This is a genomic window from Nocardia sp. NPDC047038, from assembly GCF_040644075.1.
Taxonomy (GTDB): Bacteria; Actinomycetota; Actinomycetes; order Mycobacteriales; family Mycobacteriaceae; genus Nocardia; species Nocardia sichangensis.
Genome location: NZ_JBEYVQ010000011.1, coordinates 106,067 through 120,559 on the forward strand (window position 1 = coordinate 106,067; position 14,493 = coordinate 120,559).

A 14,493-nucleotide genomic window follows, 5' to 3' on the forward strand; every position below is an offset into this window, starting at 1 on the left:
TGCCGGGCAGTTGCCAGATGCTCGTTCTTGTCGGTGACGTACGGCACTATCTCCGCTATGACCGCACCGATGCTCGTCGCCCTCGTGCTGGTGTTCGCCGCCGGTCTCGGCCTCGGCTGGCTGGGTCGCGCCGCGCGGGACGGGCATCGCGCGGCGGCGGCCCAGGCGCGGCTCACCGCGGCGGCGGACAACGAACGGCTGCTGCGGCAGTCGCTCACCGCGGCCAACGAGGATGCCGCGCGAAGGCATTCGCACGCCGTGGGCGCGCTGGTGGAACCGCTGCGGGCGGCGGTCGGAGCGCTGAACGAGCACATCCAGCAGGTCGAGCGACAGCGGCTCACCGCGTATTCGAGCCTGCGCGAACAGGTCGCGAGCATGCAGCGCACGTCGCATCAGCTCACCGGGGAGACCGGCCGGCTGGTCGCGGCGCTGCGCGCGCCGCAAGTACGGGGACGATGGGGCGAGATCCAACTGGAGCGGGTGGTCGAGCTGGCCGGGATGACCAGGCATTGCGATTTCCGGACCCAGGTGAGCCGCACCGGCCACGGCGAGGACGACCGCACGGTGCGACCCGATCTGGTGGTGCGCCTGGCGGGCGGCAGGCACATCGTGGTGGACGCCAAGGTGCCGTTCGCCGCCTACCTGGACGCCTGCGGCTCCGACGACCCCGACGTGCGCGCCGAGCTGCTCACCAGGCACGCCAAACATCTGCGCGCGCATGTCGACCAGCTGTCGGACAAGGCGTACTGGGCCGCCTTCGACTCCGCACCCGAATTCGTGGTGCTGTTCGTGCCCGGCGATCCGTTCCTGGACGCCGCCCTGACCACCGACTCCGAGCTGTTGGAGTACGCGTTCGGCCGTAATGTGATCCTCGCTACACCGACCACCCTGATCGCGTTGCTGCGCACCATCGCCTTCGGCTGGCGGCAGGAGGCGCTCTCCAAGGACATGGCCACCGTGCAGCGGCTCGGCCGTGAGCTGTACCAGCGGCTCGGCATGACGGGGAAACATCTGGACCGGCTGGGGGCGCAACTCGGCAGAGCTGTCGAGGCTTTCAATTACACGGTGGCCTCGGTGGAGTCACGAGTGATGGTCACCGCGCGCAAACTGCACGAGCTCGAGATGGCCGAGCAGGAAGTGCCCGAGATCGGGCGTGTGGATTCCCGGCCTCGCGCGGTGAGCTTCGCCGACGCGGGCGAGTAACCGGGACTATGGCCGTGCCGCCACGCCGCCGAGAGCGGCGGCAACTAATGTGCATATCGTGGCTGCTTCCGAACGTGTGCGATCCCGGGTGCCCGCGCCGCAACGCTCGATCCTGCCGTCGGTGCCGGGGATCCCGGTCGGCGCGGCGATCCTGATCGCGGTTGCCTGCACGTTTCTGGGATTCCTGATCGATGCCAGCGGCGGCAGTGCCGAGCTGACCGGCACGTTCGCCGCGCTGTACATCGTGGGCTGTGTGGCGGCCGTCGCCGCCGTTCGCTACCGGGGCTTGTTCAGCACGATGGTGCTGCCGCCACTGCTGCTCTTCGTCGCCGTCCCGCTGGCCTATCAGCAGCTCACCGGCCGTGGCTCGACCTCGATGAAGGACATCCTGCTGAACCTGGCGATCCCGCTGGTGAACCGGTTCCCGACCATGATGCTGGCCACGGTGGTGGTCCTGCTGATCGGTGGCGCCCGGATCTACCTGCACCGCCGGGAAGAGGGGGGCGACAAAGCGCCACGCCGTGGCGGCAGCTGGGGCAAGTCACCAGCGAAAAAGACCAAGCCAGGCCGGTCCTCCCGTGGCCTGCCGGACGCCGCGCGCCGAAGAACCCGCCGCCCGAAGGACGAGCCCGCCGAGCCGGAGTCGGCCGATGCCGAACAGCCTGCTCCCCGACCGGCCCGCCGACCCGCGGCGCAGGTCGCCGATACCCCGCCGCGCGTCGCCCCCTCCCGTCCGCGCGAAGGGCGGGCTCCCGCCCGGGGCCCTGCCCGCCCGACCGGGGCCATGCCGCGGGCCGAAGCCGAACCACCGCGCGGCGCGGGCCGCCGCCGAGAGATGCCGCCGCACCCCCAGCCCAATGTGCGCTATCGCGAACGCGATTCGAACCGCCCGGAACGGCGCAGGCCAGAGAATCTGTAGGCGAGGTCGCTCGGTGCGGTCGGAGCTGGATACCGCACGCTCGGTGCGGGCCCGGCGTCAGCGCCGGGCGTCGCGCAGTTCGCGGGGAAGGGCGAAGACGAGGGTTTCGTTGGCCGTGGTGACCGGCTGGACGTCGCCGTAGCCGTGCTCGGCCAGGCTGTCCAGCACACCGCGGACCAGGATCTCGGGCACCGACGCGCCCGAGGTGATGCCGATCGTGCGGACGCCGTCGAGCCAGGCCGGGTCGATCTCGCGGGCGAAGTCCACCAGATACGCGGCCTTGGCGCCCGCACCGAGCGCCACCTCCACCAAGCGCACCGAGTTCGACGAGTTGCGCGAGCCGACCACGATCACCAGATCGCATTCCGGAGCCATCGCCTTCACCGCGACCTGGCGGTTCTGCGTGGCGTAGCAGATGTCGTCGCTCGGCGGGTCCTGCAGAGCGGGGAAGCGCTCGCGCAGCCGCTGCACCGTCTCCATCGTCTCGTCCACGCTCAACGTGGTCTGCGAGAGCCAGATCACCTTCGACTCGTCGCGCACGCTGACCTGGTCCACCGCGCCGGGCCCGTCGACCAGCTGGACGTGCTCGGGCGCCTCGCCCGCGGTGCCCTCGACCTCCTCGTGGCCCTCGTGACCGATCAGCAGGATGTCGTAGTCGTCGCGGGCGAACCGCTTCGCCTCCTGGTGCACCTTGGTCACCAGCGGGCAGGTGGCATCGATGGTGTGCAGATTGCGCTCGGCGGCCGACGTGTGCACCGCGGGGGACACGCCGTGCGCGGAGAACACGACGACCGCGCCCTCGGGGACCTGGTCGGTCTCGTCGACGAAGATCACACCGCGGTCGCGCAGCGTCTCCACGACGTGCCGGTTGTGCACGATCTCCTTGCGCACGTAGATGGGCGCGCCGTGCTTCTCCAGCGCCTTCTCGACGGTTTCGACCGCCCGGTCCACGCCGGCGCAGTACCCGCGCGGCTCCGCGAGCAGCACGCGTTTTCCGCCATCGGCGACGGCGCTTCCGGCACCTGCCGAGCGGGCGATTCCGACGTTCAAGGGAATGGCCGAAGACATGCCCACAGGATACGTGCGGCCCGGGATCCCGCCACGTCCGGGAGTTGCCCGTCACATTCCGCCGCAACCCGCGGATCGGGATCGTGGGCCGGGTCTACGACCGGGTGCGCCGATTGTTTCGGACGGCCCGCCGGGTTCCCGCGCGCATTTCCGCGATATGAGTGCGGTCCCGCCGACCGGCCCCGACCCGCGAATACCCGAACCGCGCGCCCCTCCTTTGCATAACACACCATTTCCGGCAGGCTAGGACCATGTTTCGACCACCCTTTCTGGCCCGGGTCGCCGCAGGCGCGGCCGTATACGCCCTCGAGGAATCCCGTCGGCTACCCACGGCGGCAATGAATTTCCCGATCACGGCCATCAGTCAGGTGCTGCAGACGACGATGCACGTCCAGCAGTTCGTCACCAGTCTGGCCCTGAAAGGCGACGCGGTTTTCGACCGTTTGTCCAACCGCCCGGTCGAGCAGCCGGAGTGGGCCACCTTCGACGAGGACCTCGCCGACGACCCGAGCCCCAGCACGCTGCGCGCCAGCCGATTCGACCTCTACACCGCCGATGATCCCGACGCGTTCCCCGCGCCCGAACCCTTCGCCACGGACGACAGCCGCGCGGGCGCGACCAACGGCCATGTCGCCTCCGTGACGCCGATCGGCGAGCCACCGGCCGAAGAGCCGGACCCGGATACCGATCCCGAACCCGTCGCGGAAGCGCCCGTCATCGCCGAACCGGAAGTCGCCACCCGCTACGACTACGCCAACATGACCCTGGCCCAGTTGCGCGCCCGCCTGCGCCTGCTGACGATCGATGACCTAACCGCGCTGCTGGAGTACGAGCAGCACACCCGCGCCAGGGCGCCGTTCGTGACCATGCTCACGAACCGGATCGCCACTGTGCAGGCCCAGTGACCGAACCCCGGACACCCTCGTCGCCGACGGCCGGCCGGGAGACCTCCGGCCAACCCGCCGCCGCTCCGGCCAACTCCGCCGAGCATCCGTGGCCGGTGCGTTCGGTCTCCATCAAGGTCGCCCAGTGGATCGACCGGCTCGGCAGCATCTGGGTGGAGGGCCAGATCACCCAGATCAATCTCCGGCCCGGCACCCGCACCGCGTTCCTGGTGCTGCGCGACCCGTCCGCCGACATGTCGCTGTCGGTGACCTGCGATCCCGACCTGATCCGCAAATCCCCCATTCCCCTGCAAGAGGGCAGCCGGGTGGTCGTCTACGGCAAGCTCTCCTTCTTCACCGGGCGCGGCACGATCTCGCTGCGCGTGCTGGAGATCCGCCCCGTCGGCATCGGCGAACTACTGGCCCGCATCGAACGGCTGAAGGCGCTGCTGGACGCCGAGGGCCTGTTCGATCCCCGGCTCAAGCGTCCGATCCCGTTCCTTCCCGGAACCGTCGGCCTCATCACCGGACGCGCCAGCGCCGCGGAGCGCGATGTGCTGAGCGTCGCTCGCAATCGCTGGCCCGCGGTGCGTTTCGAGATTCGCAACACCGCCGTGCAAGGGCCGACCGCGGTATCGCAGATGCTGACGGCGCTGGCGGAGCTCGATCGGCATCCGGACGTCGAGGTGATCGTGCTCGCGCGCGGCGGCGGCAGCGTCGAAGACCTGCTGCCGTTCTCCGACGAGGCGCTTTGCCGCGCCATCGTTGCCGCGACCACGCCGATCGTCAGCGCGATCGGCCACGAACCGGACAACCCGCTCAGTGACTTCGTCGCCGATCTGCGCGCGGCCACGCCGACCGACGCCGCCAAACGGATCGTCCCGGACGCCGCCGCCGAACTGGCCTGCATTCGGGAATTGCGCGAACGCACTGCCGCGGCGTTGCGGGGTTGGGTCGACCGGGAGACCGAGGCGCTCGCCCAGCTGCGTTCGCGACCCGTGCTGGCCGATCCGCTGCGCGAGATCGATCGCCGCCAGGAAGAGATCGAACGCCTGCGCACGGCCACGCACCGCTGCGCCGAGCACTTCGTCCGCACCGAAGCCACGGCCACCAGGCATCTGCGCGAGAAACTCACCGCCGTCGGCCCCGCCGCCACACTCGCCCGTGGCTACGCTGTCGTGCAGCGGGTCACCGGCCGGGAACGCGAGGTGGTGCGTTCGATCGAGGACGCGCCCGCAGGCAGCCAGCTGCGCATCCGGGTCGCCGACGGGGCCGTCACGGCCGCCGCGCTCGGCACCCAGGCCCTCGGCGCCAAGAACACCGACACAGGGAGGAACTGACTTGGCCCAGTCCGGCAAGTCCACCGAAGCCGACGGGACGGGCGCCGACCCGGCCGACGACGCCGCCGAGATCGCCGGTTTCGGCTACGAACGCGCGCGCGACGAACTCGTCAACGTCGTCAAGATCCTCGAACAGGGCGGCCTCGACCTCGATGAATCCCTCGCCCTGTGGGAGCGCGGCGAGGCGCTGGCCAACCGCTGTGAGGAACATCTGGCGGGCGCGCGCAAGCGCGTCGAGGACGCGCTGCACCGCACCGACCTGGAGCGGCAAGAGTGACCATCCGCCGCGCCACGCCCGACATCCGCACCACCGACCTGGCCGCGAGCCGCGACTTCTACCGGCTGCTCGGCTTCCACGAGGCGATGGACCTGGGCTGGGTCGTGACGATGGCCTCGCCGTCCAACCCGACCGCGCAGGTCCTGCTCGTCGGCCCGGACGCCGAACAGCTCCAGCCGGACATGAGCGTGGAGGTGGACGACGTCGACGCCGTGCACGCGGCGGTGACCGCCGCGGGCGCCGAGGTCGTCTACTCCTTGCGCGACGAGCCGTGGGGCGTGCGCCGCTTCTTCGTCCGCGATCCCAGCGGGACCATCGTCAACGTGGTGAGCCACCGCTGACGACGGCCCCCGGCCTCGTCAGCGCGATGCGGCCGCGGCGCGGAACCGGGCGACGCCGTCCGCGCTGCTCACCCGCTCGAATCCGGCCTTCTCCAGCACCCGCGCCGACGGCGGATTCGACAGCTCCACCTCGGCGTGCACCGCACGAACGCCGGGTGCGGTGAGCGCGTGCGCCGTGAGGGCGACGGTGGCCTCGGTGGCGTACCCGCGACCGCGCCGCGAGGCGACGATGCCGTACCCGAGCTCCAGGGCACCGTCGGCGGGCGGCCAGAACAGCCCGATCGATCCGACGACGAGCCCGGTCGAGCGCTCGACGACGAGCCGGTGCCCGAACGGCCCGAGCCAGTCCGGGTGCGCCGCGAGCGAGCCCGCGATGACGCGATCGCCGTCGGCAGGGAAATCCGCCACCCACTCGGCGTGACGGCGGCCATCGAGCACGGCGGCCGCCGCACCGGCGGTCCACGACCGCAGGATCAGCCGTTCGGTGCGCAGGTCGGGGGAAAGGGAAACAGACACGTGACACTCCTGGTCGTCGAAGAGAGACCGGTCCGCGTCCGCGGAAAAATCAGTGGCGCGCGAACCGGCGAAAGGCATGCGAAAGACGGCTGAGGACAGCCATATTCATCGACCTCCGAAAACCGGTTCGGCACGTGTCTCGTGCCGCGGCAAAATTAACGAACGCGCGCCGCCGAAGACAAGCGGATTTCAGGGCTTCAGCGGTTGCGCCGCCGTGATCGCCTGGGCGAGCGTGCTGAACGCCGCCTGGTTGCCCGCGCCGGTGATCAGCACGCGGGACTGGCCGAGGTCGGCGATCCACGCGGTCTCCGAGCCCTGCTCGGCGTAGACGATCCATTTCTGCGCGCCGACCTGCTCGGTGCCACTGGCGTAGCGCGACCCGAGCACGAACCTGGCGAGCGCCTCCTCGGTCGCGTTGCTCTGACTGAACCGCATGTAGGTGCCCTGCGGCGTGATGTAGCCGACCGTGCTGACCGGCCCGCCCCCGTTGCCGCCGATGGACTCGCGACTGCCGGAGTTCGGCGTCCAGTCCGCGGGCAGGTCCGGGTTGCGGATGGGGAACGGCAGGGAACGAGCGTCGGCGGTGAGCGCGGCGCGCGCGTCGAAATGCGGGATCTGACCCTGCGTCGGACCGTTCGCGGCGAAACTGCATTGGCTGGCCAGCCCGGCGAACACCAGCGCAATCAGGACCAACGGGATCAACGACCAGAACAGATCCCGGTAGTCGTTCAAGATGCGCGGCTTTTGGTACGACACGCTCCCAGTATCCACTCGCGCGGCGACGCCGCCCCCTGCACCCCGACACCACGAGCAGGGGTGTACGGCCGTGCCACATCGAATGAGACAATTGACCGGTACGTACCGACGCACAGGAGGCCCCGCAATGACGGCAACTTCCCCCACACCTAGCCGCCGCGAGGCGCCCGACCGCAACCTCGCACTCGAGCTGGTCCGCGTGACCGAGGCAGGGGCGATGGCCGCGGGCCGGTGGGTCGGACGCGGCGACAAGGAGGGGGGCGACGGCGCGGCCGTCGACGCCATGCGGCAGCTGGTCAGCTCGGTGTCCATGCGCGGCATCGTCGTCATCGGCGAGGGCGAGAAGGACGAGGCGCCCATGCTGTACAACGGCGAGGCCGTCGGCGACGGCACCGGCCCGGAAGTGGACTTCGCGGTCGACCCGATCGACGGCACCACGCTGATGTCCAAGGGCGTGCCCGGCGCGATCTCGGTGCTCGCGGTCGCCGAACGCGGCGCCATGTTCGACCCGTCCGCGGTGTTCTACATGCACAAGATCGCCGTAGGCCCCGACGCTGCCCACGTGATCGATATCTCGGCCCCGATCGCGGAGAACATCAGCCGGGTCGCCAAGGCCAAGAATTCCGCGAAGTCCGACCTGACCGTCTGCATCCTGGATCGCCCCCGGCACGCCGAGCTCATCCAGCAGGTGCGTGACGCGGGCGCCCGCATCCGCCTGATCTCCGACGGCGACGTCGCGGGCGCGATCGCCGCCGCCCGCCCCGACTCCGGCACCGACATCCTGGTCGGCATCGGCGGCACCCCGGAGGGCATCATCGCTGCGGCCGCGATGCGCTGTATGGGCGGCGAGCTGCAAGGCATGCTCGCGCCCAAGGACGACGAGGAACGGCAGAAGGCCATCGACGCGGGCCACGACCTCGACCGCGTACTGACCACCGAGGACCTCGTCTCCGGTGAGAACGTGTTCTTCTGCGCCACCGGCGTGACCGACGGCGACCTGCTGCGCGGCGTGCGCTACTACGGCGGCGGCGCGTCCACCCAGTCGATCGTGATGCGCTCGAAGTCCGGCACGGTCCGCATGATCGACGCCTACCACCGCCTGACCAAGCTGCGCGAATACTCCTCGGTCGATTTCATCGGCGACGAACACGCGGTCCCGCCGCTGCCGTAATTTTGCAGCGCCTCCGGCGCTGGTGTTCGCGGCCCCCTTGTGGCTCGCGTTTGCGCGACCACCGCTGGCGACTTCGTCGCGGACGCGGTGGCCGCGCAAACGCGAGCCGGGCCGCGAACGGCGCATGCTCGGTCTCGCTTCGCTCGAAATCGGGGGCTGGGGTCGGTGGTCCTGCAGGTTGGAAACCGGCAGCACCCGATGCGCGCCGCTGATGGCCCCCCGGCAGCCTCCACCCGTCGCTTCGTGCGCCTCTTGCGGACCGCATGTACCCGCATGTTCGGGACGGGGACACAGCTTTGAGCCGTGTGGGGCGGGGAACCGGACAACAGTTCGTATTCCCGAGCGAAGGCCTGCCGAGGTGTGCGAATGACCTCAGGCGTGGCTGCCCCACGGGCCGCTGCCGCGGCATAGGGTCGGGATCATGAGCGAGGAGACGCAGTACCGCATCGAGCACGACACCATGGGCGAGGTCCGGGTTCCGGTGGACGCTTTGTGGCGGGCGCAGACCCAGCGGGCCGTGGAGAACTTCCCGATCAGCGGACGCGGCTTGGAGCGGGCGCAGATTCGCGCGCTCGGCTTGCTGAAGGCCGCGTGTGCCACGGTCAACCGCGACCTGGGGCTGCTCGATCCCGTGAAGGCCGATGCCATCATCGCCGCGGCGAACGAGATCGCGCGTGGCGAACACGACGATCAGTTCCCGATCGACGTGTTCCAAACCGGTTCCGGCACCAGCTCGAACATGAACGCCAACGAGGTGATCGCCTCGCTCGCCAAGGCGAAGGGCGTCACCGTCCACCCGAACGACGACGTGAACATGTCCCAGTCGTCCAACGACACCTTCCCCACCGCAACGCATCTCGCCGCCACCGAAGCGGTCATCACCGATCTGGTTCCCGCGCTGGAGCATCTGCGGCTGGCGCTGCTGGACAAGTCGACGGAATGGCGCACCGTGGTGAAGTCCGGCCGCACGCACCTGATGGACGCCGTCCCGGTGACCCTCGGCCAGGAGTTCGGCGGCTACACCCGGCAGATCGCCGCGGGCATCGACCGCATCATGGCCACGCTCCCGCGGCTCGGCGAGCTGCCCATCGGCGGCACGGCGGTCGGCACCGGGCTGAACGCGCCCGAGGGTTTCGGCGCGAAGGTCGTCACGGAACTCGTGCGCGCCACCGACATCGATGCGCTGCGCGAGGCCGAGGACCACTTCGAGGCGCAGGCCGCGCGCGACGGTCTGGTCGAGGCGTCCGGCGCGCTCCGCACGATCGCGGTGAGCCTGACCAAGATCGCCAACGACATTCGCTGGATGGGCTCGGGGCCGCTCACCGGCCTGGCCGAAATCCAGCTGCCGGATCTGCAACCGGGCAGCTCGATCATGCCCGGCAAAGTGAACCCGGTGCTGCCCGAGGCGGTGACCCAGGTGGGCGCGCAGGTGATCGGCAACGATGCCGCGGTGGCGTTCGCGGGCGCGAACGGTGCATTCGAGCTGAACGTGTACATCCCGGTGATGGCGCGCAACCTGCTGGAGTCGATCCGCCTGCTGGCCAACGTCTCCCGGCTGTTCGCCGACAAGTGCGTGCGCGGCCTGGTCGCCAATGTCGAGCACCTGCGCACGCTCGCCGAGTCGTCGCCTTCGATCGTGACGCCCCTGAACTCGGCGATCGGCTACGAGGAGGCGGCGGCGGTCGCGAAGGAAGCGCTGCGGGAGAAGAAGACCATCCGCCAGACGGTCATCGACCGCGGCCTGCTGGACGAGAAGCTGACCGAGGAGGAACTCGACCGCCGCCTCGACGTGCTCGCCATGGCGAAGGTGAAGGAGCAGGACTGACCCGCGCCGAAACGAACGCCACCTCGGTAGCCGGAAGGCTGTCGAGGTGGCGTTCGTGCGCTGCGCCCGGGGATGCGGATCAGTCGCGCAAGTGCGCGAGCTCCTCGCGCGCCTGCTCCCCTTCCGGACCGAAATCGGTGCGAGTGAAGATGTTCCACCGCTTCAGCAGTGGGGCGAACACCAACTCACCCTCCTTGGCGCGGTCGTAGATGCCCGCCTCGGCGAGCACCACATCGCTGTCGCGGCCGTCCGGCAACGTCACCGTCGGGACCTCGAAGCCCGCGACCCGGTCGGCGATGGCCCGCACGGTCTGGTCCGGCGCCAGATCGAGCGCGGCGGAGACCAGGTCGGCGAAGAACACCGACTGCAGTTCGTCGTCCAGCGCGATGCGCTCGGCGATGGCGGTGACCAGGGGGTTCTCCTCGAGCGCCGCGATGTTGCGGTGCCGGATCGCGCTGGCGGCCTCTTCGAACGCGCAGGTCGCCAGCACGTCGAGCAAGTGCATCGCCGGGCGGCGGAAACCCTTGGTCATGTGCTCCATGCGCAGCCGCTCCAGCTCCACCGGATCGACGGACCTGGTCACCATGAGGTAGTTGCGGATGGTGATCTCGTGGCGGTTCTCCTCGGCCGTCCAGCGGCCGACCCAGCGCCACCACGCGCCGGTGCGCAGGTATTTGCCGATCTCGCGGTGATACGAGGGCAGGTTGTCGGCGATCAGCACCGAAACGGTCAACGCCAGCTTGGCGGTTTCGCCGAGCTCGGACTGCTCCGCCGCCCAGTCGGTACCGCCGAGGAAGGCGAAGTTGCGCCCGTCGTCCCACGGCACGAAATCGTGCGGCTGCCACCCATCGGCGGCGTCCACGTGCTTACGCAGCAGCAGTTCTACGTCCACCGCGAGCGATTCGAGCAATTCGCGATCGGTCAGGAGAGTTTGCACCGAGATAACCTAGCGGCTTGGCCCGCGGAGCGGGGCGGATGGATGGGATTCACAGGCAACCGAGACCACACCGCGATCCCGGACGCCGAGTATCTGGTTCCTACTTCGGCGTGACCGTGATAGTACCGTTCACCCAGGTGATGGTGCCGCCGGTGAAGTCGCTCTGCTTGCCGCCGGGGATGTCCTTCTCGTCGCTGATCGGGTAGCCGAGCTGTCCCTGCGCGCCGCCGTTGTCTTCCCAGGCCTTGCGGATCTCACCCCAGACGACGTGCGCTTCGCCCTCCTTGGGTTCGTAGATCGTGCCGCCCGTGAAGTCCTGGTAGTGCCCCTCGTCGGGTGCGTCCTCTTCGGCCTGCAGCGGTGCGCCGAGCGGACCGGTCGGGCCGCCGAGCTGCACATACTTGTCGTAGATGGCGCCGGAGACGGCGATCTCCCCCGCCGGGGTCGCGATCTTGGTCGTCGCCTCGGCCGCGCCCGTGGTCGTCGGGCTGGCGCCGGTGTGCGTGGTCATCCCGGCGGTGGTGGTGGGGCTCGCGATCGAGGTGACCATACCGGTCATGCTGGCCATACCGGTCTTGGCGCCGTTGTCTTTGTTGTCGTCGCCGCCGCAGCCGGCCAGGACCAGCCCTGCCGCGGCGAGTACTGCGGTGAATCCAGCCGTTCGTCGAGCGAAGTGGTGCATGTCCATCCTCTCGCTGTGGGCTGCCGGCGCACCACGGATTCCGTGACGACGCCGCGCATAGCCTCGGCCGTTGGTCAGACGATGACCCGGTGACCGACGAGCGGCCACCGGGTCATATCGAACTGCTATCGCGGCCGATGATACCCACCGGACATGCGGTGAAACACGCCGTCGGCCGCGTCGCGGGATCAGGCGTTGGGGCCGTACTCCTCCAGCATCTCGGTGACCAGCGCCGCGATCGGCGAGCGCTCGCTACGGGTCAGCGTGATGTGCGCGAAGAGCGGATGGCCCTTGAGCTTCTCGACCACCGCCGCGACCCCGTCGTGCCTGCCGACGCGCAAGTTGTCGCGCTGGGCCACGTCGTGGGTGAGCACCACCCGCGAGCCGGTTCCCAGACGGCTGAGCACCGTGAGCAGCACATTCCGCTCCAACGACTGGGCTTCGTCCACGATCACGAAGGAGTCGTGCAGCGACCGCCCGCGAATGTGGGTCAGCGGCAACACCTCCAGCATGTCGCGGCTGAGCACCTCCTCCATCACCTCGCGGCTGGCCAGCCCGTCGAGCGTGTCGAAGACCGCTTGTGCCCAGGGGCCCATCTTCTCGCTCTCGGTGCCGGGCAGATAGCCCAGGTCCTGGCCGCCCACCGCGTACAGCGGGCGGAAGACCACCACCTTGCGCTGCGTGCGCCGTTCCAGCACCGCCTCCAGGCCCGCCGTCAACGCCAGCGCCGACTTGCCGGTCCCGGCCCGGCCACCGAGCGAGACGATGCCGACGCTCTCGTCCAGCAGCAGGTCGAGCGCGATGCGCTGCTCGGCGGAACGCCCGTGCAGCCCGAACGCCTCGCGCTCGCGGACCAATTGCACCCGCTTGTCCGGCGTGATCCGGCCCAGCGCACTCGAGCTGACGCCGAGCAGCCGGACGCCGGTGTGGCAGGGCAGTTCTCGCGCTTCGTCGAGATCGATCACCGACTCGGCGTAGAGCTGATCGATGCGCGCCGTGCTGACGTCGAGCTCGACCATGCCGGACCAGCCCGAGGTCACCACGTCCTGCGCGTGGTACTCGTCGGCGTGCAAGCCCACCGCACTGGCCTTGACCCGCAGCGGAATGTCCTTGGACACCAACACCACTTCGCGGCCCTCGGCCGCGAGATTGAGCGCACAGGCCAGGATCCGCGAGTCGTTGGTGTCGGTGCGGAAGCCGACCGGAAGGACCGCGGGATCGGTGTGGTTCAGTTCCACCTGCAACGTTCCGCCCTCGGTGCCGATCGGCACCTGCTGATCCAGCCTGCCGTGTTGCAGGCGCAGATCGTCCAGATTGCGCAAAGCTTCTCGCGCGAACCAGCCCAGCTCGTGGTGGTGCCGTTTGGCTTCGAGTTCACTGATGACCACCAGGGGTAACACCACGTCGTGTTCGCCGAACCGCGTGAAGGAACCGGGATCCGACAGCAGGACGGAGGTGTCGATGACGAAGGTTTTGCCGGGTAATTGCGAGGGGCGGGCCCCCTTCGCGGCGGCTCCGCCTTTCGCGGAGCGGGAGTTCGCCGAGGGAGCGGAAACGGAGCGTGCAGCAGTCACGGTGGGCTCCTCTGTGTTCATGCGGCAGTCGCACGAACGATCTCGCTGGACCGGTCCGTCCTGATGGACCCGACGTTGCCGTCAGATGCCACGAGGGCCGGGCTCCGGCCCCCTCGTACTGAGTAGCTCAGTCACGGTCAGGACCTCCCGTACGAGCCACACCGCCGCGGCCCGCACACCCGACGCTACCTCCGATTACGGTGTCCGCGCTCGGGGACTGCGAGGCGTGTCCGTGAACATGTCGTAAACCCGCACGTCGCGAGGGTTCAGCGCAGCACGTCGAGCAACACCGGAACATGGCTGTGCGCCGGATCCTGTACGGCCGTGAGCAATGTCACCGGAGCTTCGGCTGCCAGGGCGCGTAAATCCCGCAAATCTTGCTGAACCTCCGGCGCGGCGAGTTCGGCACGGTAGCGGCGGGCGAATTCCGGGCCGCGCGCGTCCCGGTCGGCGTGGAACCAGCGCCGCAATTCGGTGGTCGGGGTGAGCGCCTTGGGCCAGCGATCGACCCGCGCTTGCGCTTTGGTGATGCCCCTCGGCCAGAGCCGGTCGACCAGCACCCGGGTGCCGTCGTCGGGGTCGGGATCGTCGTAGACGCGCTTGATCCGGAAGCCGGGCCGGGGTTGCGGTGTCATAGCGGTTATCGCAGCACGACGTCCGGGCCGGGACGGGATTCGCCACGCGGTCGCTGTCGCCCGATTCGGCGGATAGAGTCGCTGGTATGTCCGGTAACGAGGATTTGGAGAAGCTGTCGTCGAAGGAACTGCACGACCGGGCGATGAAGCTCGCCGTGCGGCGGGGGGATGTGAAGTTCCTGTGGCGGCTGCTCACGTCGATCCCGGCCGCGGAGGCCGCCGCGGGCAATGTCGGCGAAAGCGAGGCGGACATCAAGTACGTGCTGCCCATGCTCGACGACTACGTCCACGCCGGTGACGGCGCGGTCGCCGAGGTGCTGCGACCGGTCTATCTGGACTACCTGGCCCAGCACTCCTGAGACCAG

At 69.4% G+C, this 14,493-nt stretch carries 16 protein-coding genes; 9 read left to right on the top strand and 7 right to left on the bottom strand.

Annotated elements, in window-relative coordinates; translation table 11 throughout:
- Nucleotides 1-57 precede the first annotated feature (57 nt).
- Nucleotides 58-1,203: a DNA recombination protein RmuC gene (locus ABZ824_RS28905; protein WP_356966735.1), complete on the top strand. Its 1,146-nt coding sequence runs from the start codon at nt 58-60 to the stop codon at nt 1,201-1,203.
- A 58-nt stretch (nt 1,204-1,261) separates the two neighbouring features.
- The gene (locus ABZ824_RS28910) at nt 1,262-2,122 is read left to right on the top strand and encodes a DUF6542 domain-containing protein (protein WP_356966737.1); all 861 of its coding nucleotides are present in this window, start codon (nt 1,262-1,264) and stop codon (nt 2,120-2,122) included.
- Between the two features lie 57 nt (nt 2,123-2,179).
- Here ABZ824_RS28910 and ABZ824_RS28915 read toward each other — a convergent pair whose 3' ends face one another.
- On the bottom strand, nt 2,180-3,190 hold the full coding sequence (locus tag ABZ824_RS28915; protein WP_355078615.1) for a 4-hydroxy-3-methylbut-2-enyl diphosphate reductase: 1,011 nt from the start codon (nt 3,188-3,190) through the stop codon (nt 2,180-2,182).
- Nucleotides 3,191-3,441: 251 nt separating this feature from the next.
- Here ABZ824_RS28915 and ABZ824_RS28920 point away from each other — a divergent pair, with 251 nt between their 5' ends.
- The 4 genes from ABZ824_RS28920 (at nt 3,442) to ABZ824_RS28935 (ending at nt 6,032) form a co-directional block, all read left to right on the top strand.
- Complete coding sequence (locus ABZ824_RS28920; protein WP_356966739.1) at nt 3,442-4,095, top strand: lipid droplet-associated protein; 654 nt, start codon at nt 3,442-3,444, stop codon at nt 4,093-4,095.
- A gap of 95 nt (nt 4,096-4,190) precedes the next feature.
- Nucleotides 4,191-5,414, top strand: a complete 1,224-nt coding sequence (xseA, locus tag ABZ824_RS28925; protein WP_356966858.1) for an exodeoxyribonuclease VII large subunit — start codon at nt 4,191-4,193, stop codon at nt 5,412-5,414.
- 70 nt (nt 5,415-5,484) lie between these two features.
- Entirely contained in the window at nt 5,485-5,691 is a 207-nt protein-coding gene (locus ABZ824_RS28930; protein WP_355078662.1) for an exodeoxyribonuclease VII small subunit, read from the top strand.
- Nucleotides 5,688-6,032: a VOC family protein gene (locus ABZ824_RS28935; protein WP_355078613.1), complete on the top strand. Its 345-nt coding sequence runs from the start codon at nt 5,688-5,690 to the stop codon at nt 6,030-6,032. Before ABZ824_RS28930 ends, ABZ824_RS28935 begins: the two co-directional genes overlap by 4 nt.
- Before the next feature lie 18 nt (nt 6,033-6,050).
- Here ABZ824_RS28935 and ABZ824_RS28940 read toward each other — a convergent pair whose 3' ends face one another.
- Nucleotides 6,051-6,548, bottom strand: a complete 498-nt coding sequence (locus ABZ824_RS28940; protein ID WP_356966741.1) for a GNAT family N-acetyltransferase — start codon at nt 6,546-6,548, stop codon at nt 6,051-6,053.
- 189 nt (nt 6,549-6,737) lie between these two features.
- Nucleotides 6,738-7,304, bottom strand: a complete 567-nt coding sequence (locus ABZ824_RS28945) for a DUF4245 domain-containing protein (RefSeq protein ID WP_356966743.1) — start codon at nt 7,302-7,304, stop codon at nt 6,738-6,740.
- A 127-nt stretch (nt 7,305-7,431) separates the two neighbouring features.
- Between ABZ824_RS28945 and glpX the strand changes: the two genes are divergently transcribed.
- Together glpX and ABZ824_RS28955 are read left to right on the top strand one after the other, a co-directional pair.
- Complete coding sequence (gene glpX / locus ABZ824_RS28950; protein WP_356966745.1) at nt 7,432-8,475, top strand: class II fructose-bisphosphatase; 1,044 nt, start codon at nt 7,432-7,434, stop codon at nt 8,473-8,475.
- A gap of 421 nt (nt 8,476-8,896) precedes the next feature.
- Nucleotides 8,897-10,300: a class II fumarate hydratase gene (locus tag ABZ824_RS28955; RefSeq protein WP_356966747.1), complete on the top strand. Its 1,404-nt coding sequence runs from the start codon at nt 8,897-8,899 to the stop codon at nt 10,298-10,300.
- A 79-nt stretch (nt 10,301-10,379) separates the two neighbouring features.
- Here ABZ824_RS28955 and ABZ824_RS28960 read toward each other — a convergent pair whose 3' ends face one another.
- The 4 genes from ABZ824_RS28960 to ABZ824_RS28975 form a co-directional block, all read right to left on the bottom strand.
- Nucleotides 10,380-11,237, bottom strand: coding sequence for an acyl-ACP desaturase (locus ABZ824_RS28960; protein ID WP_355078608.1), 858 nt, complete (start codon nt 11,235-11,237; stop codon nt 10,380-10,382).
- Between the two features lie 100 nt (nt 11,238-11,337).
- Nucleotides 11,338-11,919: an esterase gene (locus ABZ824_RS28965; RefSeq protein ID WP_356966749.1), complete on the bottom strand. Its 582-nt coding sequence runs from the start codon at nt 11,917-11,919 to the stop codon at nt 11,338-11,340.
- A 188-nt stretch (nt 11,920-12,107) separates the two neighbouring features.
- Nucleotides 12,108-13,493 carry a PhoH family protein gene (locus ABZ824_RS28970; RefSeq protein ID WP_355078606.1) on the bottom strand — a complete coding sequence of 462 codons (1,386 nt, stop codon included), beginning with the start codon at nt 13,491-13,493 and terminating at the stop codon, nt 12,108-12,110.
- 266 nt (nt 13,494-13,759) lie between these two features.
- Nucleotides 13,760-14,128, bottom strand: coding sequence for a DUF488 family protein (locus tag ABZ824_RS28975; RefSeq protein WP_355078605.1), 369 nt, complete (start codon nt 14,126-14,128; stop codon nt 13,760-13,762).
- An 86-nt stretch (nt 14,129-14,214) separates the two neighbouring features.
- Between ABZ824_RS28975 and ABZ824_RS28980 the strand changes: the two genes are divergently transcribed.
- Nucleotides 14,215-14,487 carry a hypothetical protein gene (locus ABZ824_RS28980; protein ID WP_039800723.1) on the top strand — a complete coding sequence of 91 codons (273 nt, stop codon included), beginning with the start codon at nt 14,215-14,217 and terminating at the stop codon, nt 14,485-14,487.
- Nucleotides 14,488-14,493: the final 6 nt, after the last annotated feature.

Coding starts and splice junctions, on each gene's coding strand:
- ABZ824_RS28955 (WP_356966747.1), top strand. CDS start 8,897: ATGAGCGAGGAGACGCAGTACCGCATCGAGCACGACACCATGGGCGAG.
- ABZ824_RS28905 (WP_356966735.1), top strand. CDS start 58: ATGACCGCACCGATGCTCGTCGCCCTCGTGCTGGTGTTCGCCGCCGGT.
- ABZ824_RS28980 (WP_039800723.1), top strand. CDS start 14,215: ATGTCCGGTAACGAGGATTTGGAGAAGCTGTCGTCGAAGGAACTGCAC.
- ABZ824_RS28965 (WP_356966749.1), bottom strand. CDS start 11,919: ATGCACCACTTCGCTCGACGAACGGCTGGATTCACCGCAGTACTCGCC.
- ABZ824_RS28915 (WP_355078615.1), bottom strand. CDS start 3,190: ATGTCTTCGGCCATTCCCTTGAACGTCGGAATCGCCCGCTCGGCAGGT.
- glpX (WP_356966745.1), top strand. CDS start 7,432: ATGACGGCAACTTCCCCCACACCTAGCCGCCGCGAGGCGCCCGACCGC.
- ABZ824_RS28920 (WP_356966739.1), top strand. CDS start 3,442: ATGTTTCGACCACCCTTTCTGGCCCGGGTCGCCGCAGGCGCGGCCGTA.
- ABZ824_RS28975 (WP_355078605.1), bottom strand. CDS start 14,128: ATGACACCGCAACCCCGGCCCGGCTTCCGGATCAAGCGCGTCTACGAC.